This window comes from Mesorhizobium sp. M0909 (assembly GCF_040319515.1).
Classification (GTDB): domain Bacteria; phylum Pseudomonadota; class Alphaproteobacteria; order Rhizobiales; family Rhizobiaceae; genus Mesorhizobium.
In genome coordinates this window covers 78,598-101,502 of the sequence record NZ_JAMYOA010000009.1, presented here as the reverse complement: position 1 = coordinate 101,502, position 22,905 = coordinate 78,598, and the positions used below count along the sequence as shown (strand labels likewise).

26 protein-coding genes and 2 pseudogenes are annotated in these 22,905 nt (G+C 62.7%); 11 read left to right on the top strand and 17 right to left on the bottom strand.

The features are described 5' to 3' along the window. The first annotated feature begins 65 nt into the window (after positions 1-65). The 3 genes from NKH83_RS16165 (at position 66) to NKH83_RS16155 (ending at position 2,272) form a co-directional block, all read left to right on the top strand. Entirely contained in the window at positions 66-1,181 is a 1,116-nt protein-coding gene (locus NKH83_RS16165; RefSeq protein ID WP_352805905.1) for an MBL fold metallo-hydrolase, read from the top strand. Between the two features lie 232 nt (positions 1,182-1,413). Then, positions 1,414-1,809, top strand: a complete 396-nt coding sequence (locus tag NKH83_RS16160; RefSeq protein WP_023678380.1) for an acyl-CoA thioesterase — start codon at positions 1,414-1,416, stop codon at positions 1,807-1,809. 142 nt (positions 1,810-1,951) lie between these two features. Then, complete coding sequence (locus tag NKH83_RS16155) at positions 1,952-2,272, top strand: hypothetical protein (protein ID WP_352805742.1); 321 nt, start codon at positions 1,952-1,954, stop codon at positions 2,270-2,272. A gap of 50 nt (positions 2,273-2,322) precedes the next feature. Here the strand turns inward: NKH83_RS16155 and NKH83_RS16150 are convergent, their stop codons facing one another. Further along, a complete protein-coding gene (locus NKH83_RS16150) occupies positions 2,323-2,691 on the bottom strand; it encodes a winged helix-turn-helix transcriptional regulator (protein ID WP_352506704.1) in 369 nt (122 codons plus the stop codon). A gap of 90 nt (positions 2,692-2,781) precedes the next feature. Between NKH83_RS16150 and NKH83_RS16145 the strand changes: the two genes are divergently transcribed. Then, positions 2,782-3,387 carry an NADPH-dependent FMN reductase gene (locus tag NKH83_RS16145; RefSeq protein WP_352477902.1) on the top strand — a complete coding sequence of 202 codons (606 nt, stop codon included), beginning with the start codon at positions 2,782-2,784 and terminating at the stop codon, positions 3,385-3,387. Between the two features lie 75 nt (positions 3,388-3,462). Here the strand turns inward: NKH83_RS16145 and NKH83_RS16140 are convergent, their stop codons facing one another. Beyond that, positions 3,463-3,855, bottom strand: a complete 393-nt coding sequence (locus NKH83_RS16140) for a winged helix-turn-helix transcriptional regulator (RefSeq protein ID WP_352805739.1) — start codon at positions 3,853-3,855, stop codon at positions 3,463-3,465. Positions 3,856-3,953: 98 nt separating this feature from the next. Between NKH83_RS16140 and NKH83_RS16135 the strand changes: the two genes are divergently transcribed. Beyond that, entirely contained in the window at positions 3,954-4,934 is a 981-nt protein-coding gene (locus tag NKH83_RS16135) for a quinone oxidoreductase family protein (protein WP_352805737.1), read from the top strand. 49 nt (positions 4,935-4,983) lie between these two features. Here the strand turns inward: NKH83_RS16135 and NKH83_RS16130 are convergent, their stop codons facing one another. The 5 genes and pseudogenes from NKH83_RS16130 to NKH83_RS16110 all read right to left on the bottom strand — a co-directional run bounded on the left by NKH83_RS16130 (position 4,984) and on the right by NKH83_RS16110 (position 8,117). Beyond that, on the bottom strand, positions 4,984-5,661 hold the full coding sequence (locus NKH83_RS16130; protein ID WP_352477896.1) for an HAD family acid phosphatase: 678 nt from the start codon (positions 5,659-5,661) through the stop codon (positions 4,984-4,986). A 282-nt stretch (positions 5,662-5,943) separates the two neighbouring features. Further along, positions 5,944-6,377, bottom strand: a pseudogene (locus tag NKH83_RS16125) (FKBP-type peptidyl-prolyl cis-trans isomerase). Between the two features lie 234 nt (positions 6,378-6,611). Then, the gene (locus NKH83_RS16120) at positions 6,612-7,376 is read right to left on the bottom strand and encodes an SDR family oxidoreductase (protein WP_352805734.1); all 765 of its coding nucleotides are present in this window, start codon (positions 7,374-7,376) and stop codon (positions 6,612-6,614) included. Beyond that, the gene (locus NKH83_RS16115) at positions 7,373-7,858 is read right to left on the bottom strand and encodes a VOC family protein (protein WP_352646522.1); all 486 of its coding nucleotides are present in this window, start codon (positions 7,856-7,858) and stop codon (positions 7,373-7,375) included. The genes NKH83_RS16120 and NKH83_RS16115 overlap by 4 nt, the downstream gene beginning before the upstream one ends. 73 nt (positions 7,859-7,931) lie before the next feature. Further along, positions 7,932-8,117: a DUF1127 domain-containing protein gene (locus NKH83_RS16110; RefSeq protein ID WP_254819235.1), complete on the bottom strand. Its 186-nt coding sequence runs from the start codon at positions 8,115-8,117 to the stop codon at positions 7,932-7,934. Positions 8,118-8,321: 204 nt separating this feature from the next. On the opposite strand from NKH83_RS16110, the gene NKH83_RS16105 reads away from it, so the two are divergent. Next, the gene (locus NKH83_RS16105; RefSeq protein WP_352805730.1) at positions 8,322-9,215 is read left to right on the top strand and encodes a transcriptional regulator GcvA; all 894 of its coding nucleotides are present in this window, start codon (positions 8,322-8,324) and stop codon (positions 9,213-9,215) included. 33 nt (positions 9,216-9,248) lie between these two features. On the opposite strand, the pseudogene NKH83_RS16100 reads toward NKH83_RS16105, so the two are convergent. The 3 genes and pseudogenes from NKH83_RS16100 to NKH83_RS16090 all read right to left on the bottom strand — a co-directional run bounded on the left by NKH83_RS16100 (position 9,249) and on the right by NKH83_RS16090 (position 12,838). Next, a pseudogene (locus NKH83_RS16100) lies at positions 9,249-10,042 on the bottom strand (class I SAM-dependent methyltransferase). 81 nt (positions 10,043-10,123) lie between these two features. Beyond that, positions 10,124-10,597, bottom strand: coding sequence for a VOC family protein (locus NKH83_RS16095; RefSeq protein ID WP_352687928.1), 474 nt, complete (start codon positions 10,595-10,597; stop codon positions 10,124-10,126). 252 nt (positions 10,598-10,849) lie between these two features. Then, positions 10,850-12,838, bottom strand: a complete 1,989-nt coding sequence (locus NKH83_RS16090) for an ABC transporter ATP-binding protein/permease (RefSeq protein WP_352805728.1) — start codon at positions 12,836-12,838, stop codon at positions 10,850-10,852. A gap of 313 nt (positions 12,839-13,151) precedes the next feature. On the opposite strand from NKH83_RS16090, the gene NKH83_RS16085 reads away from it, so the two are divergent. After that, on the top strand, positions 13,152-13,442 hold the full coding sequence (locus NKH83_RS16085; RefSeq protein WP_254819239.1) for a hypothetical protein: 291 nt from the start codon (positions 13,152-13,154) through the stop codon (positions 13,440-13,442). 50 nt (positions 13,443-13,492) lie between these two features. Here the strand turns inward: NKH83_RS16085 and NKH83_RS16080 are convergent, their stop codons facing one another. Beyond that, the gene (locus NKH83_RS16080) at positions 13,493-13,786 is read right to left on the bottom strand and encodes a hypothetical protein (RefSeq protein ID WP_352805725.1); all 294 of its coding nucleotides are present in this window, start codon (positions 13,784-13,786) and stop codon (positions 13,493-13,495) included. A 217-nt stretch (positions 13,787-14,003) separates the two neighbouring features. Here NKH83_RS16080 and arr point away from each other — a divergent pair, with 217 nt between their 5' ends. Further along, positions 14,004-14,411 carry an NAD(+)--rifampin ADP-ribosyltransferase gene (gene arr, locus NKH83_RS16075; protein ID WP_352805722.1) on the top strand — a complete coding sequence of 136 codons (408 nt, stop codon included), beginning with the start codon at positions 14,004-14,006 and terminating at the stop codon, positions 14,409-14,411. Positions 14,412-14,528: 117 nt separating this feature from the next. Here the strand turns inward: arr and NKH83_RS16070 are convergent, their stop codons facing one another. Next, positions 14,529-15,839, bottom strand: coding sequence for a hemolysin family protein (locus NKH83_RS16070; protein ID WP_352805720.1), 1,311 nt, complete (start codon positions 15,837-15,839; stop codon positions 14,529-14,531). A 75-nt stretch (positions 15,840-15,914) separates the two neighbouring features. Next, positions 15,915-16,841, bottom strand: coding sequence for a LysR family transcriptional regulator (locus tag NKH83_RS16065; protein ID WP_352805717.1), 927 nt, complete (start codon positions 16,839-16,841; stop codon positions 15,915-15,917). 126 nt (positions 16,842-16,967) lie between these two features. Here NKH83_RS16065 and NKH83_RS16060 point away from each other — a divergent pair, with 126 nt between their 5' ends. Beyond that, the gene (locus tag NKH83_RS16060) at positions 16,968-17,987 is read left to right on the top strand and encodes a zinc-dependent alcohol dehydrogenase family protein (RefSeq protein WP_352802723.1); all 1,020 of its coding nucleotides are present in this window, start codon (positions 16,968-16,970) and stop codon (positions 17,985-17,987) included. Positions 17,988-18,030: 43 nt separating this feature from the next. On the opposite strand, the gene NKH83_RS16055 is transcribed toward NKH83_RS16060, so the two are convergent. The 4 genes from NKH83_RS16055 to NKH83_RS16040 all read right to left on the bottom strand — a co-directional run bounded on the left by NKH83_RS16055 (position 18,031) and on the right by NKH83_RS16040 (position 21,243). Continuing rightward, the gene (locus NKH83_RS16055) at positions 18,031-18,738 is read right to left on the bottom strand and encodes an LssY C-terminal domain-containing protein (RefSeq protein ID WP_352805714.1); all 708 of its coding nucleotides are present in this window, start codon (positions 18,736-18,738) and stop codon (positions 18,031-18,033) included. Between the two features lie 66 nt (positions 18,739-18,804). Next, the gene (locus NKH83_RS16050; protein WP_352805712.1) at positions 18,805-19,659 is read right to left on the bottom strand and encodes an extensin-like domain-containing protein; all 855 of its coding nucleotides are present in this window, start codon (positions 19,657-19,659) and stop codon (positions 18,805-18,807) included. A 116-nt stretch (positions 19,660-19,775) separates the two neighbouring features. Beyond that, a complete protein-coding gene (locus NKH83_RS16045; RefSeq protein WP_352805709.1) occupies positions 19,776-20,741 on the bottom strand; it encodes an extensin-like domain-containing protein in 966 nt (321 codons plus the stop codon). A 76-nt stretch (positions 20,742-20,817) separates the two neighbouring features. After that, complete coding sequence (locus tag NKH83_RS16040) at positions 20,818-21,243, bottom strand: DUF3775 domain-containing protein (RefSeq protein ID WP_352477868.1); 426 nt, start codon at positions 21,241-21,243, stop codon at positions 20,818-20,820. 235 nt (positions 21,244-21,478) lie between these two features. Here NKH83_RS16040 and NKH83_RS16035 point away from each other — a divergent pair, with 235 nt between their 5' ends. Both NKH83_RS16035 and greA read left to right on the top strand, forming a co-directional pair. Next, the gene (locus NKH83_RS16035; protein ID WP_352805704.1) at positions 21,479-22,033 is read left to right on the top strand and encodes a tetratricopeptide repeat protein; all 555 of its coding nucleotides are present in this window, start codon (positions 21,479-21,481) and stop codon (positions 22,031-22,033) included. A 316-nt stretch (positions 22,034-22,349) separates the two neighbouring features. Beyond that, a complete protein-coding gene (greA, locus tag NKH83_RS16030; protein WP_023719113.1) occupies positions 22,350-22,823 on the top strand; it encodes a transcription elongation factor GreA in 474 nt (157 codons plus the stop codon). Positions 22,824-22,905 lie beyond the last annotated feature (82 nt).

Genomic DNA, 22,905 nt, shown 5'->3' with positions numbered 1-22,905 from the left:
TGCCTAATCTGCAGCAGTTAACTGCATCCCATCGCTATTCCCGCTGTTTATGAGGCGCATTATTGATGTCGCAAGGAGTTCGCCGTGAACAGCGCCGACCCGCCCGAAGGTCTTCCATTTCCATGGAGTGGTCCGAGCGGTCGGCATCCCCCCTGGCGGCGATCCCGTTGCCCGCGCCCAGCTTCAGCAGCAATTCGAAGGACAAGAACATGAATATCAACCGTCGAACGTTCGGTATCGGCACCTTTAGTGCCGGCGCCCTGCTACTTCCCCCGATCAGCCTCTTTGGGAGCAACGCTGCGGCTATCGCCGCCCCGTCTCCGGCTTCGCTTGCGAGCGCCCACAGGTTCATGCTCGGCGACCTTGAGATCACAGCACTGAGCGACGGCTATCTCAATCTCGGCCTCGAACTCTTCCCTTCCGCAGATCCGGCTGCCGTTGAAGCGCTGCTGGCAAAGGCATTCCTGCCAAAAACACTCCCGACCTCGGTCAATGCTTACCTTGTCACCAAAGGCGACAGACGGGTGCTGATCGATACCGGCACGGCGTCGGCGATGGGGCCCATACTGGGACACATACCCGAGGCGCTCGCCGCCGCCGGCGTCGGGCCGGAAGAAATCGACACGATAATCATCACCCACCTCCATCCCGACCATGCCAACGGCCTTGTCGGTATTGGCGGCACGGCCGCCTTCCCGGCAGCGGAGGTCGTGGTTGCCGCGCCGGAATTCGCTTTCTGGCACGATGACGGGATCCTATCCAAGGCGCCCGACCAGATGAAGCCGTATTTCGAAATAGCGCGCAAATCGCTGGTGCCTTACCATGGCAAGGTCCGGAAGATCGAAGGCGAAGTCGAGATCGCGCCCGGGATCAGCGCGTTGCCTGCGCCTGGACACACGCCGGGGCATCTCGCGCTTCGAATTGGCTCTGGTGATGCCAACCTGCTGCTCCTGACTGACGTCATCCACGCCTCCGCGCTGCAATTTGCGCATCCGGAATGGGCAATCGCCTTCGACGTGGACCAGGAGGCCGCAATCGCCACACGCAAGAAGGTGCTCGACATGGTGTCGGCGGATGGCCTGCTCGTCGCGGGTATGCACCTGCCCTTTCCAGGCATCGGTCATGTCATCCGCGACGGCAACGCCTATGCCTACGTCCCGACACCCTGGCCCGCTTTGTGAAGCACGCCTATCGGCGAGGGCTTGGTTCTGTCGCGCCATCGGGCGCGCCAGCCTTCTCACCTCGGCCATAGAATGCAATCCTACTGGTTGGGCTCGTCTAGCTGCGCACAGCATCCTTTCAACACTGTCGACCGATACCCGAACTTCAGGCCGCGACACCATTCAATGGCGTTGACCTGTCCGTGCCGCGACGGTACGGGGTCTGGGCGATCGGTTCGAGAGGATTGGCCAGATGGTGCATTACGCGGACGGGCGGCCGATCGGCGATCTGACGCTCAGGACGCTGGCCATGCCTTCGGACGCCAATGCGGCAGGCGACATTTTTGGCGGCTGGGTGATGGCGCAGATGGATCTCGCCTGCGGCATCCGCGCCGCCGAGCGCGCCAAGGGCCGCGTGGTGACGGCGGCGGTGAAGGAAATGTCCTTCGCCAAACCGATGAAGATCGGCGACACGCTGTGCATCTATACGCATGTCGAACGCGTCGGCCGCACCTCGATGACGCTCAAGGTCGAGGCCTGGGCGCAGCGCTATCTCTCCGACCTGATGGAGAAGGTCACCCATGCCGACTTCGTCATGGTGGCGCTGGACGGCGAAGGCAAGCCGAAGGCGGTTCCGGCCGAAGGCTGACCCGGCCTGATTCCAGAAGACGGATTTAGACAGCAGTCTCTCCCGCGCGGGGGATGCGGACAGCGATCCCGCGTGGTCTTTGGCTAACGGGTTCCCGCATGCGCGCCTGCAGCGCGACCGACGGGATCTTGGAGGAAAGACAATGCGTCAACACATGCTGAACGCTGCCCTGGCGGGTGCCTTTGCAACCTTGCTCTGCCTGTCGTCCGCAAGCGCTTTCGCCGAGGTCAAGAAAGGCGATCCAGGCGCTACCTGCACGTCGGAAAACCGCACCATCAACGGGCAGGCGGCCAAGTGCGAGATCTGCTCGGCGACGAAATGCGACACCAGCGGCACGACGGTGAGCAATTGCCGCAAGGAGACGACCACGACTTGCACGATTGGCGGCAAGGTAGTCAGTCCCAACCCGAAATGGAACCGGATCGAGAAGCTGCCGAAGAGCAAGATGCAGTTACAGCAGTAGGGCTCGTCCGGAGCATCCCCGACAGGTTCAAACCCTTACAGCGCAAGGGTTCAGCTGTGCATGGCGTCGAATTTTTCTCGCGCGGCCTTGACGCGCTCGGTGTTCTTGCGTGCCCATTCGCCGAGCGCATCGACCGGCACCAGCAGCTCGTAGCCAAGGTCAGTCAATTCGTAGTCGACCCGCGGCGGGATGGTCGGGAACACGGTGCGGGTGACGAAGCCGTCGCGCTCGAGCCCGCGCAAGGTGGTGGTCAGCATCTTTTGCGAAATGCCGCCGACCGCGCTGCGCAGCTCGTTGAAACGCAGCGGCCCGTTGCCGAGTTTGCCAACGACGAGCACAGTCCATTTGTCACCGACGCGCTGCAGGATTTCCGAGACGGCGCGGCAGTCCTCGGTGCGGTACGGGTGCCTTGGTAACAAAAAAGTGCCTCCTTGCACATTGAGCGGCCGGTTACTCATATAGCTCAGGTATCTAAACGATACCAGTATTGCTGTAAGGAGAGCCCCTCTATGTCAAAACCCAAAATCGCCATCGTCATTGGTTCGACCCGCGCCGCGCGCTTTGCCGACGTGCCGGCCCAATGGATTGCCAGGATCGCCAAGTCGCATGCCGATATCGACGTCGAAGTCGTCGACCTGCGCGATTTCCCGCTGCCGTTCTTCGATGAGGTCGCATCCTCCGCCTGGGCGCCGTCGCAGAACGAAGTGGCGCAGCGCTGGCAAAAGAAGGTCGCCGGATTCGACGGTTTCATCTTCACCGCCGCCGAATACAATCATGGCCCGACGGCCGTGCTGAAGAACGCCATCGACTACGCCGCCAACGAGTGGAACAAGAAGCCGGCCGGCTTCGTCGGGTATGGCAGCGTCGGTGGCGCGCGCGCCGTCGAGCAGCTGAGGCTGCATGCGGTCGAGTTGCAGATGGCGCCGGTGAAGTCTGCGGTACACATCTCCTGGGCTGATTTCCTTGCGGTCAAGCAAGGTGACAAGAAGCTCGACGAGTTCGAGCACCTCAACCAGGCGGCAACCGCGCTGGTCAACGACATTGCATGGTGGGCCAGGGTGCTGAAGACGGCGCGTCAGGCCGATGCCGTCGCCGAGGAAGTCAAGGCGGCCTGAGCATAGGTTCGAACAGTCCTCCCAAGGATTAATTCTCCCAAGCATTGGGGCGGCGCATGCGCCGCCCTTTTTGTTTCACACGGCATGGGCGTCCTGCGCTTGCCGTGGCCTGATGATGCAATCGGCAAGGCGGTCCATCTCATTCAACTCGTCGGCGTGATGCTGGCCCCACTGGCAAAGTGCCAGCAGGATCGGCTCGAGGCTGAGGCCGAGCTGCGTCGCCGAATATTCGACGCGCGAGGGGATCTCGGCAAAGATCTCGCGGCGGACGACGCCGTGCTCTTCCATTTCGCGAAGCTGCTGGATCAGGACTTTCTGGGTGATGCCGGGCATCAGCGCCTGCAGCGCCGACAGCCGCCGGGGCCCGTCGAAGAGATGGTACAGGATGACGGCCTTCCAGCGGCCCGAAATCACTTTCAGCGCGCGCTCCGCCGGCAGCATCGGCAGCCTCTTGATCAGCTTGGCCATGGTCACCTCCCGGTCAGCAGCGGACAAATCGGTGTGTAGTCGAAGCCAGGCAGATAGTGGCAAACAGCGGCCGATGCCAACAGCGATCGGTGCCTGCGATGAGAGCCATTCAACTGAACCGTTTCGGCGGGCCCGACGTTCTCGAGATAGTCGCGGTGCCGATGCCGGAGCCGAAAGCCGGCGAGGTTCTGGTCAGCGTTCAGGCCGCCGGGGTGAATTTCTTCGAAGTGCTGATGCGGGCGGACCGCTATGCGGTGACGCCGCAGCTGCCGATGGTCCCTGGTGTCGAGGCCGCCGGGATCGTGGAGGCGCTTGGACACGGGGTGGAGGCTTCCTTGCTCGGCATGCGCGTCGCTGCGCCGTTGTTCGCCTCGAGCCAGCCGTTTGGCGGCTATGCCGACTATGTGACGATCGACGCAAGCCTGGCCGTGCCGCTGCCGGATGCGCTCTCGTTTGAAGACGCGACGGCATTGATGGTGCAAGGGCTGACAGCGCTGCATCTAGCGCGGCAAAGCCGGCCGGCCGGCAAATCGGTGCTGGTCGCCGCTGCCGCGAGCGGCGTCGGTTCGTTGCTCGTCCAGCTTGCCAAGCGCGCCGGCGCGAGCCGTGTCATCGCGGCAGCCGGCAGTAAGGCCAAGCTCGACCTTGCTTTGTCGCTGGGAGCTGATGCTGCCGTCGACTACAGCAACACGGATTGGCCGGAGCACGTCCGGGCAGCGACAGGTGGCGCTGGCGTCGACACCATCTACGACATCGTCGGCGCCCCGCTGACGGCGGCCGCGCTCGAGGCCCTTGCGCCTTGCGGTGAGTTGGTGTTTGCCGCACTTGGCAGATACGCGCTCGGCGCCCCGCAGATGGAGGCGATGATCGGCCGCAACCAGTCGCTGAGGGGTTTTGCCCTGCTGCCGTTGCTATCTACGGACGGGCTCCGCGACGGCCTTTTGGAGCTCTTCAATCTAGCGGCAAGTGGTGAGCTTAATGTGACCAAAGGTGGCCGCTTCCCGCTCGACCAGGCCAGCCACGCACATCGCCTGCTGGAGGAGCGCGGCGCGACCGGCAAGGTTGTCTTGATACCTTAGCAGGTGGTCGGCAAGGAGCCGAGGATCCGGGCTTGTGCCGTTCCGGCCGTCAGCGAACCCGGTAGAATGGATTTGGCAGCAGGAACAGCTTCTCGGCATACCCACCGAACAGGTCGGATGGCTGGTCACCGACATTGGCAATTATCGTGTAGCCGGCCTTTTCGATTTCGGCCCTTATGGGTGCCTTGAAATCTGCGGCGGAACCGTATTTGGCCCCGGGCTGGACCATGTAAAGGTGCTCATAACCGGCATAGCCGGCCGACTGCAGGTTCTGTTCGGTTGCTTGACGCTGGTCCTCCGGACGTCCGGTGATGAAGAACACCGCGACTTTCGCCGTTCGCGCCTGCCGGAAAACCTCCAGCACAGGGTCGATAGCCGGATCCTTCGCAAGCTGATCCCAGGCGGCCCAGCCACAGGGACCGTCGATTGCGATGTCGCAGGCGCCGCCGATCGGGCGGCCGAAATTGTCACGTGTGATCACTTCCCAGTTGGCCAAAGCCGTCTCGTCGATGTCGAGCACCAGTGCGGGGCGAGGCACCTCCATTGCGCGCTTGACGACCCAGTCGCCTGCCTGCTTCGCCACAGCGGCAAGGTCGCGATCATAGTCGCCGGAATCATGATAATTGGCAGCCGCCAGCATCGCATCGCCGACATTGGCTGGCTGGGACGGGCTTGTGAGAAGGAGCGAGTCGGAACGCGCCGGCCCAGGAACATTTGTGCCGATCATCAGCACGATTGCCCCGACACGCGCAATTCTATTCCAACCAATCGCCCGCATCACGAGACTTTGCGGTCACGAGAAGTCGGCTGTCAAGCGAGGTCGTCCACAGGTCCTCGAGACTGCGACGCTGAATTGGACATTCCAGATGCCGAATGTCTCTATGGGTGGCTGCACGCTACACGATTTTCCGCCGCCGCGGTCTTTGCCTCCGACAGGCGACGCACCGCCGGAACCGCCGGTCGAAATGCGTCACCCGAAAATCATGGCCGTTACGCGCTTTGCCGTGCCCTACGCCGCCTGAACGATCTCGACCAGTTCAACGTCGAACACCAGATCCCGTCCCGCCAAAGGATGATTGCCGTCGAGCTTGACGCTGGTGTCGTCCACGCCGACGACTGTTACCGGCATCGGGCGCCCCTCTGAGGTTCTGACCTGCAATCGAGTGCCGAGATCGACGTTGATGTTGTCTGGTACGCGGGCGCGGTCGACGGTCATGACCGCTTCGGGGCGGTGGGGGCCATAGGCGGCGTCGGCGGGAATGGTGACGGTGCTTTTCGCGCCCACCTCCATACCCTCGACATGGGTTTCGAGACCGGCGATCACTTGTCCTTCACCCAACGTGAATTGCAGCGGTTCGTTGCCGGAAGAATCGACTGAGTGCCGTCAGCCAGGCGGCCGTTGTAATTGATGCGCACGGTGTCGCCATTCTTGGCCTGTGTCATGATAGCCATCCTTTGAAAGTTTCGAGGGGCCGGCCAGAGCTCACGGTCCCGTCCTCGATCATCCACACACTCGGGTGCGCGGCGCGAAACGCTAAAACTAGGGACCTGGCTGCCGATGTAAACCCCGATTGGGCTACGCCGGCATGATCCGCCGGCGTTCGTCGCCTTCGGCAGGAGTGCGCCGGTCTAGCAGTCATACCGGCTCTAGCCATTCAGGCAGCGTGCAAATGGCGGCTAGATCAGGTTATGGCCGCCATCGATGCGGATTGTCTCGCCGGTCGTGAACTCGCTTTCCATGAGGTAGACATAGGCGGCGGCGACGTCCGCAGCGGTCGGAATTTTTCTCGACGGCAACCGGGCAGCCATGTCGGCAAAGAAGCTGGATTTGGCTTCTCCAACAATGTCCCACATCGGTGTGTCGACCCATCCGGGAGACACGACATTGACGCGCGTCGGGGCCAGTTCGAGCGCCAGGGCGCGGGCGAAGTAGCTGAATGAGCCGGCAATCGCTGAGACGACCGAGCCTCCCGGCACCGGTGGCCGATCCTTGTTGATACCCGAGGTGAAGGTCATGGAGCCACCGGCCTTCAGGGTGCGCACAGCGTGCTTGGAGAGCATGACGACCCCAATCAGCTTGTTATCGACGAAGCCTCGCACAGCCTCCATGTCGGTACTGCCGATCGGATCGCCGGGCGGCAGTGTTCCGGCGGTCGATACCAGGTGGTCGAAGGGACCGATCTCCTCGAACAGGCGAGCGACGTCCGCTTCGTCGGTCATATCGGCAACCAAGCTGGTCACGTGCCCCGTATTGAGCGTCCGTTCGGCCGCCTGCAGTTTCGCTGGCGACCGGCTGACGATCACGACCTCCGCTCCGCAATTGAGAGCAGCTTCCGCGACGCCGAGACCGATGCCGGAGCTGCCGCCGATGACGATGACTTTCCTGTCCACGAGCGATGTCATGGGAGGTCTCCATTCGTTTGCGATTTCGGTGAGGGTCAAGCTTTGCCGTCGTAGGCGGCTTCGAGGTCGGCGATGATGATCTTGCGCATCCCGTACATCGCCTGCCGGACGCGGTTGGCCTTTTCGCGGTCCGGGTCGGCACTGAGCCGCAGCAGGATTTCCGGGATGACCTGCCAGTAGACGCCGAACTTGTCGGTGAGCCAGCCGCAGGGTTGTTCCCTGCCGCCGCCGGCGGTGAGCGCTTCATAGTAGTAGTCGGTCTCGGCCTGGTCCCTGGTCTCGATGTAGAGTGAGAGCCGCTCGTTGAAAGGCGGCTGCGGCCCGGCATTGAGCGCTGTAAGGTGCAGACCCTCGAGCTCGAAATCGAAGGTGGCATGCGGGACCGTCTTGTTGGTTCCGGACACCCAGTCGGTGTATTCGAGCGTCTGGAGCGCTTTGCTGTTCTTGAAGACCGAGAGATAGAAATCGCGGGCCTCCTTGGCGTCGGTATTGAACCAGAGGAATGGGTGGATGGTGGCCATGTCCGTTCTCCGTTAATTCCTTGCGGCAGCGATCTTTGGCGAAGGGCCTGTCCGCTGTTGCTTTCATTCAGGCTTAGCGGTGATCCGACGGCCGATAGACCGAGCCGTCCCAGTCGCGGGCAAACCCGAGGTCTTCGAGCCGGCGGGTCGAGAAGCGTGCAATCTGCCGCTCGGTCCGGCGCCGGCTGCTCGATGCGAGGATGCGGCCGGCCATGCCGGTCAGGACGTCGACGATGGGTTCAACTCGTTTGGCGTTCATGATGCTCTCCCAGAGTGGCGGCAGTTTTGGTTTCAGCAGTTGCCCCGCGACTTTCGTCAGCGAGAGTATCAGTCACATCAAGTCGCCTTTTGAAGCGGCGCTTAATGACTGAATACGCGAGAAAATATGCCGTCTTCCGGCCTGGACGACAAACGACTTATCGGCGACAATGTGTGAGCATCGCTCACACATAGGTATCGATCCATGCCCCGGAAGCTGCCTCCCCTCACCACTTTGCCGAGCTTCGAAGCGGCGGCGCGCCTGTTGAGTTTCTCCAAGGCGGCAGAGGAACTTCATGTCACCCACGGTGCGATCAGCCGGGCGATCAAGAACCTTGAGGATCAGCTCGGTGTGCAGCTGTTCGAGCGCGGTACGCGTTCGGTGAGCCTGACCGCCGTCGGCGAGCCCAATGCGCGGGCGGTGCGCGAGGTGCTCGACCAGTTGGCCGCCGCCACTGCTGCGGCAACGGCCCGCTATTCGAGCTCGACACTGAACGTCAGCACCTCCGATGGCTTCGCGGGGAGATGGCTGGTGCCACGCCTCTACCGCTTTCACCGTGCGCATGGCGACATCGATGTGCGGGTTTCGACGAGCGGGAAGCTGACCAACTTCCTCGGCGACGGCATCGATGTCGCCGTCCGTTATGGCAGCGGAAACTATCCGGGGCTCACGTCGGAGTTCCTCACCGGCGAGGAGGTGTTTCCAGTGTGCAGCCCAAAGCTTCTTGAGGGGGCGCATCCGCTCCGCACGCCTGAGGACCTCAAACACCACACGCTGATCCGTGACAGCTTTCCGATCGACTGGGCGACCTGGCTGGCGAGCGCCGGGGTCGAGGGCGTGGACCCGCAGAGCGGGATTACCTTCGACTCTGCCACCTTTGCCATGGAGTCGGCTGCACAAGGCGAGGGGGTGGTGCTGGGTCGGACCATGCTCGTTGCGGCCGACCTCGCCGCCGGGCGGCTTGTCCGCCCCTTCGGCCACGCCCTGAAATCCCCTTCCAGCTTCTATCTCGTCTACCCGCCGGAGGCGATCCGTCAGCGCAAGGTCAAGGCTTTCAGGGATTGGCTGCTTTCAGAAGTCACGCCGCAAATGGACTGACAGGAAGGCCGAGAGAACAGGATCGTCTACGGGTCAATCGCCCGGTGACTGTCGGCTCGCCCGAACTGCGGTGATGATCCAGGCGCGCGAGTCACAAGCACACCGTCCGCGGTCAAGTGCGCGTCGAGCAGATCGCGCAACCGCCGTAGCGCCGCGTCGACATCCACATCCGCGCGGGCGAGCGGATCCTTGACCAGTTGCAGGCCAAGCAAAGCGTCATAGGCCGCATCGACGTCCTGGCCGTAGAAGACCGGCTCACGCACTTCGGCGAAGTCGACCGAAACAAAACCGGATGCACGCAAGATCTCCGCGGTGATGGCGGGGTCGCCAAGCGAAAATGGGGTGGCGGCGCCCGCCGATATGGCGGACCCCGGCGCAATCGCCCGTTGAATGGCAGTTGCCCACTCGTTACGATCCTGGCATTGCCATACCATCCACACAAGACGTGCCCCTGGTCGCATTGCCCGGGCGATATTGGCGAACGCCGCCGCCGGATCGGCAAAGAACATCACGCCAAATCGACTGATGCACAGATCGAAGCCGGCAGCCGGAAATACCAGCAATTGCGCATCGCCGCGCTCGAAGGCGACGTTTCGCAATCCTTCTTCGGCGCTACGGCTCCGGGCGATCTCGAGCATCCGCGCCGATACGTCCACGCCGAGCACGCTGCCTTCCACCGCGACACGGGCGGCATCACGAGAGGATTGTCCCGAACCGCATCCGATATCGAGCACGCGATCGCGCGTTCCCGCCTTGACCGCAGCCCCGAAGACCTCGTTGTGCCGTCGCAGTTCGGCGTCGTAAAACTCAGCGCAGTTCAACACCATCGCACGCCTGTCTGGAGGTGGGCCGGCAGCATTTCCGGCCGCTCTGCCCTGATCTTTTCGCGTCGGGCTGACCCCGAACTGTCAGCCGCGCCGCGCCGCCTCGATCGCTGCAACGTCGATCTTTTTCATCTCCATCATCGCTTCGAATGCGCGCTTTGCTTCATCGCCGCCGGCGGCCATCGCTTCGGTCAGCACGCGCGGCGTGATCTGCCAGGAGATGCCCCATTTGTCCTTGCACCAGCCGCACGCACTTTCCTGGCCGCCATTGCCGACTATGGCGTTCCAATAGCGGTCGGTCTCCTGCTGATCGTCGGTGGCGATCTGGAAGGAGAAGGCTTCGTTGTGTTTGAACGCGGGCCCGCCATTGAGGCCGAGACAGGGGATGCCGGCGACCGTGAACTCGACCGTCAGCACGTCGCCGGCCTTGCCGGACGGGTAGTCGCTGGGAGCGCGGTGGACGGATTTCACCGAGCTGTCAGGAAAAGTCTCGGAATAGAAACGGGCCGCAGCCTCGGCGTCCTTGTCGTACCAAAGGCAGATCGTGTTCTTGGCGATTGTCATTGCTGGTCCCTTTGCTTTCGAAATCAATCTGGGCTTTTGAAATCAACCCGGGTTTTTCACAGCTGGCCTCGGCGTTGCACCGGACATGGAAATGCGCTCGTGCCATCGACGTTCCGACAGCAGCTGCCCGGAACCAACGTACCACGGCTGGTGCTTTCAGGACCAGATGCGGGCAGTGACTCGAACCGGAGATCCGCCTGGTCCGACCGGCGGCCTCACTCTTTGCGTAGGGCAGCGCCGCTTTGCTCAAGGTCGCGCTGGCTTTCCGTTGGCGCGCCGTTGCCTCAGAAGGCGCATGAGCAAGTTCCGTCTGTCCTTGCGCGGGACGAGTTCGATATCGCTGACGAGTTTTGCGCCGCCCTTGTGCCGCTCCAATGTGATCTTGCGGCTATGGAAAGCTTCCAGCTCGGCGCGATGCGCTACGCTTATGATGGTGACCTTCGGCAATTCGCGAATGATCATCTGCATCATGTTGTCCTGGCTCTTCTCATCGAGTGCCGACGTTGCCTCGTCCAGCACGATGATATCGGGGCGGTGCAGCAGAAGACGCGCGAAGGCGAGGCGCTGCTTTTCGCCACCCGACAAGGTCTGGTCCCATGGGGCGTCCTCCTCAATCCTGTCGTTGAGGTAGTCGAGTCCCACCTTGTCGAGCGCAGCCTTGATCTTATCCAGCGTCCAGCTGTCGGCGGCGCCTGGATAGGCGACAGCGCGGCGAAGGGTCCCGGTCGGGATGTAAGGCCGTTGCGGCAACATGAACAACCGTCTGTCGGCGCGGATGTTGACGCTGCCGCTACCCCATGGCCACAGACCCGCGATGGCCCGCACCAGTGTACTCTTGCCCGAGCCGGATTCGCCGGCGACAAGCACCCGTTCGCCTGGTTCGATCACGACCTCGGTTTCCTTGACCACGGCGGTGCCGTCGTCGAGCGACACGGAGAGATTGTTCAGGCTGAGCATCGCATCGCTGCCGGTCTCGCCGCGCTTTATGCGCCCCAGCGTGTTGCTCTGTTCCGCCCGCTCGAGCCCGTCGAGTGACATCATCAGCGAGGCGATGCGCCGTGCAGAGGCATTCCAATCGGCGAGACGGGGATAGTTGTCGACCAGCCACCCGAACGCGCCCTGCACGATGGCAAAGGCCGAGGCAGCCTGCATGACCTGCCCAAGTGTCATGCTGCCTTCGAGGAACTTCGGAGCGCAAAGCAAGACCGGCACGACAGGCGCAAACAGGCTCGACCCTTGGGACACCAATGCCGTGCGCATGTGCTGGCCTGCAAGGAGCGCCCATTGCCTGAGCACATGGGCGAATGTCTTGTCCATGCCGCTGCGCTCCTCCTCCTCGCCGCCGAGCAATGCGATACTCTCGCCGTTTTCCCGCACGCGCGTCAGCGAGTAGCGGAACTCGGCTTCCGCCTGATTTTTTTCCCCGGAGAGGTGGACGAAATGGCGGCCGATGACCGCCATCGAGGTGGACGTGATCGCGGCATAGAGCACTGCGGTGATGACCAGGAAGCCGGGAATGGTGACGGTCGAACCTGCAATCGTCAGGGTCAGGGCGCCGCCGATCGTCCACAGCACCACGATGAAGGTCGAGGCCGACAGAAATGCGACGATGACACCGGCAATGAAATCGACCGGCGATTCGGTGGCAATCCGCAAATCCTCGGCGATGCGGGCTTCGGGGTTGCTGTGGTCGCCGCCGACAAGGTTCAGCTGATAGTAGCGGCCGCTTGCCAGCCAACGCGCGATGACCGCGGTGGTGAGCCAGGAACGCCAGCGGCGCTGTATCTTCATGCGAAAGAAGACTTGTGCCACCACAAGGCTGGCGCTTCCGAGCACGAGTGGCAGGAATACGGCGCTCAGCCAATATACGGTGTGGGCATTGCGTTGCTCAATGGCGTCGAAAATTGCGCGATTCCAGACATTGATCCCATACTGGAAGCCGACATTGGCGACGATCAGGACCAACAGCCCGATCGTCAACGGCCAGGCGACCCTGTCGCCACTGCCGCTCCAGTAACCGCGGGCGCTGATCCAGAAGCGCTTAAGCAGATATCTCTTGCGCGCCCGCTCGGCCTCTTCAGGTGTCAGCTTAGGATCGGGTTCGGTGACATCCGGCGGCGGCGCGGGCTTGCCGACGACCTCGGACGCGACATCGACAGTCGTCTGGCGCGACTTCTCGGCATCGCGCGATTGGGCGCCGTCAACCGATTTCAGCTTGAATTTAGCTTGGGGCATCCGGCGATAACGGCTTAAAAATCAGAAGGTTTCACAGCGTCCGCTCGAGACGCCGGCTGCCAACAGCACCAGGGCTTCTCCAGTGTTCCAGTGCTCGTAACACCCTATGGGCGTTCTCGAAAATGACGGCCTGTGATCTGGTGCGGGACAGCTAACCGAACCCACAAGATGGAGATGTGTTCTGTTGTGTTTCGGCACCAGCCGAAAGTGAATGGTGTCGGGCCCGTTCCGAGCTTGAGAAAGTCAGCAGTGCATCGGCGTCGGAACAAAGGGTGCGATTTTGCCGTTGAGCGAGAAACTGGAAGCGACCCGCATGTCCGAATTGCCGATTGAGGAGATCGAAGGGCGGCTGAACGCCCAGCGCGAGACTTTGGCGCTGGTCGTCGCGCTGCTTGCAAGCAAGGATACGGCGCCCGAGCGAATATGGGCCGAACTGGAGGACCGTTTTCAGTTTCAGAACAGTCAGGAGGACCCCGGCGTCCTGCCAAGCCGCGCATTCGCCATCGAGGCTGCGAAGATGCGGGAGTTCAAGCTGATCGCCGAAGAGGCGCGGGCGCGCAACGCGGAATGGAACGGCAGGGACAAGCCACAGGGCGCCAGCTGAAACCCCGGCGAGTGCTTGCGGGACCGGCTATTTTACCGTGACCGAACATGTCAGCTTTGCTGCAAAAGTGTACGCGCCAACTCCTCCCATTCCTCGTCAAGCGTTGAGGTCGACGGCGTGGCATTGCTGCGGCGATACCAATATTCCGCATTCGACTGGTCGCCTTCCTTGCGGTGGAGATAGGCATGTACGTGCATGCCGGCCGTATCGTCGCGCTGCTGCGCGCATTCGTGCGCCTTAGCCCAATCGCCCTTTGCATCCCACCACAGCGCCTGCAGGGCAGGACTCAAGCCGGCTGGCGGCTGTGGTTCGGCAATCGAATCCCTGAAGGCTTGCAGATCCATTTTGTTCACCATAGCGACGGTACAGGGCGTCCATAATAACCACGCCGGCGGCCGACCGATAGCGTGCATCGGGCGGGATGACTGACATGGATATCGGGACTGCCGAGGGCGGATGTCCGATAACCGCACTGCCAGACGCTTGATTCGATGACGTGCATGAAATAGTGCGCGCCACGAAACCATGATGCCTGAGACAGCGAGGATAAGTAGCGAGCCGATGACAGCCTCCGACAAGCCGCGCCAATTCTACCACGGCACCCGGGCCGACCTTAAACCGGGAGACCTGATCGAAGCCGGCTACAGCTCCAATTACGGCGCGCGAAAGCAGGCAGCCTGGGTCTATCTGACCGGCACTCTGGATGCGGCTATCTGGGGTGCAGAACTGGCCGCCGGTGACGTGCGCCAAAGGATCTACATCGTGGAACCAACCGGCCCGATCACGGACGACCCCAACCTTACGGACAAGAAATTTCCCGGCAATCCGACGCAGTCCTATCGCTCCCGCCAGCCGCTCAGGATCACGAGCGAGGTCACCGAGTGGCAGGGCCACTCACCCGAGCGGCTGAAAGAGATGAAGGACCATATCGAACGGCTGAGGGTGCAAGGCATCGAGGCGATCGATTGATCGCTAAATAGGCATGCGTCCTGCAATTGCCGGGCCTGGCTCTGACCTACGGTCGGTGGCAGTCGCCGCGAAATACGGTTCAACGTCCACAACAGGTCAGACCGACCGCGTCGCTCGTTACCGCACGACCTCGCGGTGACCGCCGGGCAGGCGGGTGGCGATAAGCTTGTCGATGCGGCGGCCGTCGAGGTCGACCACCTCGAAGCGCCAGCCTTGCGCGTCGACGCATTCGCCGGTCGCCGGCAGATGATGCAAATGCGACAGCACATAGCCGGCGACGGTTTCGTAGTCGCGGTTCTCGGGCAGGTCGATGCCGAGAATGTCTGCCATCTCGTCGGCCTGCATGTAGCCGGCGAGCAGCCATGAGCCGTCCTCGCGCTTGACGGCGTTTTCCTCTTCGCCGGCATCGAGATCGGAACGGAAGACGCCGGTAATCGCTTCCAGAATGTCGGCCGGGGTGACGATGCCTTCGAAATGGCCGTATTCGTCATGCACCAGCGCCATCGGCACGTCGGATTCCTTCAGCGTCGCAAGCACGTCCAGCGCGTCGGCCTGGTCATGCACGATTGGCGCGACCCGCACGTGCCGGCGCGGGTCGAGGGCGCGGCCGCCGAGCATTGCGGCCAGCACGTCGCGGGTCTGGACGACGCCGATCATGGCGTCGACGCCGCCGTCGCCGGCCGGCAGGCGCGAATGCTGGGTCTCCATCAACAGCTTCCTGATGGCCGCCTCGTCGGCTTGCAGATTGATCCAGTCGACCTCGGTGCGCGGCGTCATCACCGCGCGCACGGCACGGTCGCCGAGCCGCATGACGCCGGCGATCATGCGCCGTTCGTCGGATTCGATGGTGCCATGGTGTTCGGCCTCGGCGACCAGCATCTTGATCTCCTCGTCGGTGACCTTGTCCTCGCTCTGGCCGCGCTGGCCAAGCAGCCACAGGAGGGCGCGGCCGGAAAAATCGAGCAGGAAGACCAGCGGCGCCGAGACGCTGGCGAGGATGGTCATTGCCGGGGCGACCCTGACGGCGACCCGTTCGGGGTCGCGCAATGCGATCTGCTTGGGCACCAGTTCGCCGATGATCAGCGAGCCATAGGTGATGAGGGCGACGACGATGCCGACGCCGAGCGGATCGGCGAGGTTTTCGCGGATGCCGGCCGACGCCAGGGAGGTGGCCAGCCGCTCGCCGAGCGTGGCGCCGGAAAAGGCGCCGGACAAGACGCCGACCAAAGTGATGCCGATCTGCACCGAGGACAGGAATTTTCCCGGATTGGCGCCGAGCGCCAGAGCCCGGCCGGCGCCCTTGACGTTGCGGTCGATCATCGTCTTGAGGCGCGCCGGCCGCGACGAGACGATGGCGAGTTCGGACATCGACAGAAGGCCGTTCACGCAGATGAGGACGACCACGATGGCAATTTCAGCATAAAGCATGCCGGGTCCATAGCATTGCCGCGCGGCTTTCGAAAATAGGACGGTCAAGCTTTTTAAATTTAGCGAGCCGGGCAATCAGGCGGCACCCAATGCCGCATCCCAGGGCGGCGCGGAAAAATGCTCGATCAGGGCGTCGACGACGACGCGCACCTTTGGCGCGAGATTGCGTGTTACTGGCCAGATGGCATGCACCACGGTGTTTTCGACAAGACAGTCCGACAGAACCATTTCGAGCTCGCCGCGCCTGATGCTGCCGGCCGTCAGCCATGTCGGCAGATAGACGATGCCACAGCCGGCCAGTACCGCATCGAGCATCGGTTCGCCGTGGCCGAGCACCAGCCGCGCCTTGGGCGCGAATTTCTCGAGACGGCCGTCGGCATGCCTGACGGTCCAGGGATGGACCGTGCCGTCGCGGCCGTAACCGATGAGGCTGTGCCTGGCCAGGTCCTCGATCGAGTGCGGCCTGCCATGGGCGTCGAGATAGGCGGGGGCCGCGACGATGGCCGAACGCTGGGCATAGATGCGGCGCGCGGCGAGCGACAAGCTGTCGTCGAGGTCGCCCATGCGCACCGCCAGGTCGATGCCTTCCTCGATCAGGTCGACGCGCCGGTCGTTGAACGAGATTTCCATCGTCAGATCCGGGATTTTTTTGGAAATGTCGAACAGAACCGGGGCGACGCACCGCCGGCCGAAGGCCAAAGGCAGGTCGACACGCAGCCGGCCGGAAGGCACTTGCTTGCGCGAAGCCAGCAGTGACTGCGCGGCTTCGATCTCGGCCAGTGCCCTGACGCAGGCTTCGTAATAGCTCAGGCCCTCACTGGTCGGGCTTAGGCTGCGGGTGGTGCGGTTGAGCAGGCGAACGCCCAATCGCTGTTCCAGCTGCGCGATCGACTTGCCGACCGCCGATTTCGTGACATGCAGCCGCGCGCCGGCGCCGGTGAAGCTGCCGGCCTCCACCGCGTGAACGAATGCGACGATGCCTTGCAAATCGGCCGATTCCAATGAAGCGCTCCTATTGTAGAGTTTTGCTCCTTAATCTGTTGCATACCATGCCACATGGAAGCACTTTTCTCCATAGTGAAACGGCATAAATGTCTCGCGCACCATCAACCACGGAGCGCGAACCAAATGAGCACCCAAAACAGATCCTGGCAGATGACCGGTTTCGGCCTGTCCAGTTTGAAGCCGGCCGAGGGAAAGCTGCCCCGACCCGGGCCGCATGATCTTCTGGTACGCGTCACAGCGGTATCGCTGAATTACAAGGACAGGATGATCGTCGATGGCGTGCTGATACCGGACCTCAGCTTGCCGTTCGTGCCGACATCGGACGCGGTTGGCGAAGTTGTCGCCACCGGCAGCGAAGTGAGCCGCTTCGGCATCGGGCAGCGGGTGCTCGGCCAGGTAATCGCCGACTGGCCGGACGGCAACGCCCCGCCGGTGCTGCACAAGCATACGCTTGGTTCGTCACTGCCCGGCATGCTGTCCGAGCATGTGCTCTTTCACGAGGATGCCGCCGTGGCGGCGCCGCCGTCGCTCAGCGATGTCGAGGCGTCGACGCTGCCGATCGCGGCGCTGACGGCGTGGTTCGCGCTGGTCGAGGCGGCCAAGCCTATCCCGGGTGAGACCGTTCTCATCCAGGGCACCGGCGGCGTGTCGCTGTTTGCGCTGCAGTTCGCCGCCGCTTTCGGCCTGCGCGCCATCGTCACCTCGAGCAGCGACGAGAAGCTCGAGCGGGCAAAAGCGCTCGGCGCCTGGAAGGGGATCAATTATCGCAGCCATCCGGCATGGGACGAGGTCGCCCGCGAGCTGACAGACGGCGCCGGCGTCAGGCACGTGCTGGAAATGGTCGGCGGCGACAATGCGCGGCGCTCGCTCAATGCGCTGGGCGCCGACGGCAGGCTGTCGCTCATCGGCCTTCTCGGCAGCATGGAGCTCAGTTTCCCGATCATTCCGTTCCTGCGCAACCGGATCGTCGTGCAGGGCATATCGATCGGCCACCGCCGCGCCTTCGAACGAATGAACCAGGCGATCGAGACGCTCGCGATCAAGCCGGTGATCGACAGGGTGTTTGGCTTCGACGAGGTGCCGCAGGCATTCGAGCGTCTGGAGACCGGACCGTTCGGCAAGATCGTGATCACCGTCCCCTGAGCCCATCGGGACGAAATGGCTGTCAGACGGGCCGATTGCGCGCCTACGGCAGTTGCAGCAGTACGCCGATGATGGCCTTGCCGTCGGTGAAATAGGGATCGCCTTCGCCGTTGCGTCCGGTCTTTGTGGCGCCGACGCCTGGTATCTCGCTGGTCGAGATCAGCATGCCGGCGGCGGAGAGGTCGTGCATCAGCCCATCGCGCTCGGCGTCGATGTCGGGGCCGATGTGATGAGTGATCGCGCCGGTGTCATGGCTGAGGCCGACGCCGCGGTCAAAGCTTGCCGAGCCAAGCCAAAGCGGCCGGCCGTCGTCTCCGGTCGCAGCGGTCTGCCAGAAGCGGACGTGGTGGCGCCGGTCAGCGCTGTCGCCGACCGGCTTTTCGAAGGCTAGGTCCTGGGCGCGGCCTTCGAACAGCAGCCGGCTGACCGGCGCGTCGGGATAGGGGCGGTCAAACAGCACGCTTTCGCCGATCTCGATCGCCGTCTTCAGCGTGACCGCGTCTGCCGTATCCCAGCCGGCGACGGCAAAAGCATGGACAAGCTCCTTCTTGGTGCCGACAAGGCCGACATTGATCGGATCGCCCGGAATGCCTTGCGGCGTGTGCGTCACCATCTCGAATTGCTGATTGCGAAAATTGCGGTCGCGTAACGTCCAGAACTCAGGCGCGGCGAAATAGGCGAGCGAAAGATAGGCGGCACAGCATGCCACCAGCCAGGTCGTTGCACGTCGTCGAAGGCTTCGTTGGCTCAAGAGGCACCACCCAAGCGTCTGCGCACCATCTTAATCGGCGCAGCAGGTCTTGGGCAGGGGCTGCAATCAGCGGCAGGCGCGATAGCCGTTCTTGCGGTTCTTGATGTCGAAATGGAAATGGTTGCGGTGGTCGTAGTTGTAGCCGGGGCCGAGCACGGTGGTGAAATACTGGCAGCCGTCGGCCCGCACATTGTTGAGGAAGCCGCGCGTGCGGAAGGCGAACAGGCCGGGCTTGCGGACGTCGATGTCGTCGCCATTGTTAAGCTCGATGCTCATCACATCGAGCGCATTGCCCTTGCCGTGTTCCGACAAAACACCTTCGCCGGCGATCCTGCGGCAGGAATAGCTCGAGCCCTGGTGGATGGTCTTGACGCCTGAAAAATAGCGCCAGCGGGCCGATGGGACGAGTTCATTCCTGGTCCAGCCGGCAAAGCTGGCGGCCATGTCGCAGGTCAGCGTCGCGGCCGGCTTCATCGCGACGCTGCCGATGGCCGAGACCCTGACCGGATAATCGATGCCGCATTGGCCTTCATGGATCGGCGCGACGTCGGTGTAGACGACGCCGAGGCGTTTCAGCTCCTTGCGGCAATCGATCTCTGCGGCCGGCATCTGTTCGGCCGGCGACATCGGATTTTCCATGCGCGGATAGGCGGCCGTCATATAGGGGTTGGACGGGACGAGGCGCTGCATGCCGGAATATTCTGGGCCGGAATCTTGCTGGCCGGAATATTGTGGGTCGGAATAGGGCGGGACGGCAGCGGTCTGGCTGCCGACGTCGACGGCCGGCTGCAGCGACAGCACGCTGCCGGTGTTGCAGGCGGAGACCGCCGCAATGGCAAGCACGACGGCAAGCCTGCCGGCCATGCGCGCGCGTCCTGTGTGCCGCGCAGCGACAAGCGCAGCGCGAATTAGCCCGGCCATCGGAAGGGTTCCTGTCCCCAGATGGCACAGACTCTAAACCTGAAGAGTAAAGGAAAAATCAGCGACGCCGTTCACGCCTGCGTCCAAATTGCGGCGCCCATTATCGGCGGCCGGCGTCATTCGCAAAACGTGCCGCCATTGCGGCGCGGTTCGAGGTCGAAGTGGAGATGCTGCGAATGATCGGCGTCGCTGCCAGGGCCAAGCACGGTCTTGAACGGTCCGCAGGCTGCCTTGCGCACTGTGTCCAGGAATTTCGCGTCCTTTTCCGGCGGCGCCGGGCCGACATCGATCTCCTTCCCGTCCGAAAGCGTGAAGCTGGCGATGTCGAGCGCGTTGCCGAAGGCGTGCTCCGACAATTTGCCGCCACCATTGCGCGACCGGCAGACAAAGGCGGAGGCCTGGCCGATCGATTTGATATCCGTGCCGAACTCGGCCTTTGCAGCAGGCTGGATGACCGAAGCAGCAAAGCGTGCGGCGGCCTCGGCCATCTGGCAATTGAGCTCGGGCTCCGGACCGATGGCGATGGATTTGCCGAGCGTCTTCAGCACGATCGGGTAGGGGATCGAGCAACCGACCGCCGTATCATGCTCGGGCTTGCGCTCCTCGAAATCGACGCCCATCGATTTCAGCCGCCTGCGGCAGGCCAATTCCTCGGCCGGCATTTCTTTCTCGGCAATGGCGACCGATCGAGGATCGGGAAGGATTTCTTGCTCCGCCTTTTTGTCTGCCTCGGCCGGGTTTGGTGGCGCGACCGGTGAGTTTGCCGGCGGCTCGGGCTGCGCCGGCTTTTCAGGCGGCTGTGGCGCGATCGCCGGCGGCTTCGGCTGCTCGGTCCTGGACTGGCCATTTTGGGGCTGATCGTTTTGAGGCTGACCGTTTTTGGGCCGCTCAGCCTCCGGAGCGGGGCGTGGTTCGGGGACCGGGATCTCGGTTGGTGCTGGCGGAGTGACTTGCCGGTTGAGTTGCGGAACCGGTGCGGTTGGCGGCAGCTCGGGCGCCTTGGCTGAAACGGGTCCCGCCAGCGGCGTAGCCGCAACGGCCAGCAGCACTCTGCCCAATCTGAAAAAGCCAAACGCCGCCATTGTATCGCAACGGCCAGAATGCAGGGAAGTTGCCTTGGGCGAAGGGGGCTGGCGATCACAATCGGTAACCGCGCTGTTACGCGCCGATCGCTTCCAGGCCTTCCTCGAGCCAGTCCGCCAGCAGCGGCATGCCGAGCAGATATTTTGCCGTGCGCTTGTTGGCGCGCTCGCGGGCGGCGGTCAGCGCGTCCGTCCATTCCGTCGCGTCATAGTCGCCGCGGCCGACCCAGGCCAACGCAATCAGTTCGGCCGCTTCGTCGACATTGAGATCGTCGATCAGCTCGCGCAGTTCTTCCTCGGTGAGATCTTCGGAGCTTTCCTCGGCAAGGCCGTCATGATGGTGGTTGTCGTGCGCGTTGCCGTCGAGCTCTACCTCGTGCTCGGCGCCGTCGGTATAGTCTTCGTTGACGGCGGCGCTGAGCGCCTTCGCCTTCAGGATGAACAGGCGCACGGTGTCGGGACCGATCGAAAGCTCCCAGTCTCGTTCAACGCGTTGCTGCACCGGCCGTCTCCCTGCTTCGTGCTCGGTCGGCCCGATGATAGCGGATTTGCAGCGCTCGTCACGTTCTCTTGCGCGTGGGCGTTAATCGTGAACCATGATTTATGATGCCCTCTCTTCCCGGAATAAGATGGCCTTGCTGGGAGAGATCGCGGTTTTGAGATAGGATGACATTTCCGGGACGAAACGGCTTTGGCCCGGCGTTAGTGTTGCATTGTCAGGTTCAAAGGAGAGTGTAATGCGCAGACGATTGCTGATTTACGCCATGGCCATTGCCGCCCTGCCGCTGATTGCCGCTCCGGCGTTTTCGGCTGGTGAAGGCGGGGGAGGTGGTGGCGGCGGCGGAAATGGCGGCGGCGGCCAGAGCCAGTGCAAGAAGGGGGAGGCCTGGGACAAGAAGCAGAAGAAATGTGTCTCGCCGAAGCAAGGTATGCTGGATGACGACAGCATCTATGATGCCGGTCGCGCGCTGGCGATGGATGGACGCTATGACGAGGCGATCGCCGTGCTCAGCCTCGCCGCCAACAAGCAGGACCCGCGCATCCTCAACTATCTCGGCTATTCGCACCGCCATTCCGGCCGCGTCACCGTCGGCCTCGGCTATTACGAGGAAGCGCTGCGCATCGACCCGAACTACACGCTGGTACGCGAATATCTCGGCGAGGCGCACCTGCAGATCGGCGATCTTGCCGGCGCCCAGGAACAGCTCCGCGAAATCGAGAAGCGCACGGGCAAGGGATCTCGCGAATACGGCATGCTGTCGGAGCAGATCGATCATTTCATGAGGAGCTGATCCGACCTCCGGACGCTGCTCATACCGGCTGCGGCGATCGCAGCCGGTTTTTTGCTGTGCTCACATGCTGCTCCGAACTGGAATTTGGCATCACGGTACACGTGATGCGCTCCTTGACGTTAGGTCAGCCGCGCAATCGGTGGATGATTTTTCAAAATCCGACTTTTTGGACGTGAAAAACCCGCGAAGATTGCTATATCTTGCAAAGATTGTGGTGAGACGGTTCCGTTAGCGAGGCTGCCGGACCGTTTTCTTTTTGTACCATCGACAAGGTCGCTCCCGATTGCGGGGGCGGCGGCAGGAAAGGTCAGGCATTATGAACAAGGTCCCGATGACAGGCGAGGGGTTCGCGTCATTGAAGGAAGAACTGCGCTGGCGCCAGCAACAGGAGCGGCCGCGTATCATCGAGGCGATTTCCGAAGCGCGCTCGCATGGCGACCTCTCCGAAAATGCCGAATATCACGCGGCAAAAGAGGCACAGAGCCTCAATGAGGGCCGGGTCAACGAACTCGAGGACCTGATCGCGCGGGCCGAGGTGATCGACGTCACCAAGCTCAGCGGCGACAAGGTCAAGTTCGGTGCCACCGTGGTGCTGGTCGACGAGGATACCGAGGAGAAAAAGACCTACCAGATCGTCGGCGACCAGGAAGCGGACGTGAAGTCCGGCCGCATCTCGATCTCCTCGCCGATCGCGCGCGCCCTGATCGGCAAGGAAGTCGGCGACGCCATCGAGGTCAACGCACCGGGCGGCGCCAGGGGCTACGAGATCGTCCAGGTGCAATTCATTTAGAACCTTTTGATAATTCCACTCTGGCGAGTCGAATAGCGCGGTTTTCTGCGCTTCCGGTGCTCACGTACTTTAAGTACGCTCC

Coding starts and splice junctions, on each gene's coding strand:
- NKH83_RS16155 (WP_352805742.1), top strand. CDS start 1,952: ATGCGTCAACACATGCTGAACGCTGCCCTGGCGGGTGCCTTTGCAACC.
- NKH83_RS16135 (WP_352805737.1), top strand. CDS start 3,954: ATGAGAGCCATTCAACTGAACCGTTTCGGCGGGCCCGACGTTCTCGAG.
- NKH83_RS16160 (WP_023678380.1), top strand. CDS start 1,414: ATGGTGCATTACGCGGACGGGCGGCCGATCGGCGATCTGACGCTCAGG.
- NKH83_RS16080 (WP_352805725.1), bottom strand. CDS start 13,786: ATGGATCTGCAAGCCTTCAGGGATTCGATTGCCGAACCACAGCCGCCA.
- NKH83_RS16165 (WP_352805905.1), top strand. CDS start 66: ATGTCGCAAGGAGTTCGCCGTGAACAGCGCCGACCCGCCCGAAGGTCT.
- NKH83_RS16060 (WP_352802723.1), top strand. CDS start 16,968: ATGAGCACCCAAAACAGATCCTGGCAGATGACCGGTTTCGGCCTGTCC.
- NKH83_RS16115 (WP_352646522.1), bottom strand. CDS start 7,858: ATGGCCACCATCCACCCATTCCTCTGGTTCAATACCGACGCCAAGGAG.
- NKH83_RS16050 (WP_352805712.1), bottom strand. CDS start 19,659: ATGGCCGGGCTAATTCGCGCTGCGCTTGTCGCTGCGCGGCACACAGGA.
- NKH83_RS16090 (WP_352805728.1), bottom strand. CDS start 12,838: ATGCCCCAAGCTAAATTCAAGCTGAAATCGGTTGACGGCGCCCAATCG.
- arr (WP_352805722.1), top strand. CDS start 14,004: ATGACAGCCTCCGACAAGCCGCGCCAATTCTACCACGGCACCCGGGCC.
- NKH83_RS16045 (WP_352805709.1), bottom strand. CDS start 20,741: ATGGCGGCGTTTGGCTTTTTCAGATTGGGCAGAGTGCTGCTGGCCGTT.
- NKH83_RS16070 (WP_352805720.1), bottom strand. CDS start 15,839: ATGCTTTATGCTGAAATTGCCATCGTGGTCGTCCTCATCTGCGTGAAC.
- NKH83_RS16105 (WP_352805730.1), top strand. CDS start 8,322: ATGCCCCGGAAGCTGCCTCCCCTCACCACTTTGCCGAGCTTCGAAGCG.
- NKH83_RS16035 (WP_352805704.1), top strand. CDS start 21,479: ATGCGCAGACGATTGCTGATTTACGCCATGGCCATTGCCGCCCTGCCG.
- NKH83_RS16085 (WP_254819239.1), top strand. CDS start 13,152: ATGTCCGAATTGCCGATTGAGGAGATCGAAGGGCGGCTGAACGCCCAG.
- greA (WP_023719113.1), top strand. CDS start 22,350: ATGAACAAGGTCCCGATGACAGGCGAGGGGTTCGCGTCATTGAAGGAA.
- NKH83_RS16140 (WP_352805739.1), bottom strand. CDS start 3,855: ATGGCCAAGCTGATCAAGAGGCTGCCGATGCTGCCGGCGGAGCGCGCG.
- NKH83_RS16130 (WP_352477896.1), bottom strand. CDS start 5,661: ATGATCGGCACAAATGTTCCTGGGCCGGCGCGTTCCGACTCGCTCCTT.
- NKH83_RS16145 (WP_352477902.1), top strand. CDS start 2,782: ATGTCAAAACCCAAAATCGCCATCGTCATTGGTTCGACCCGCGCCGCG.
- NKH83_RS16110 (WP_254819235.1), bottom strand. CDS start 8,117: ATGAACGCCAAACGAGTTGAACCCATCGTCGACGTCCTGACCGGCATG.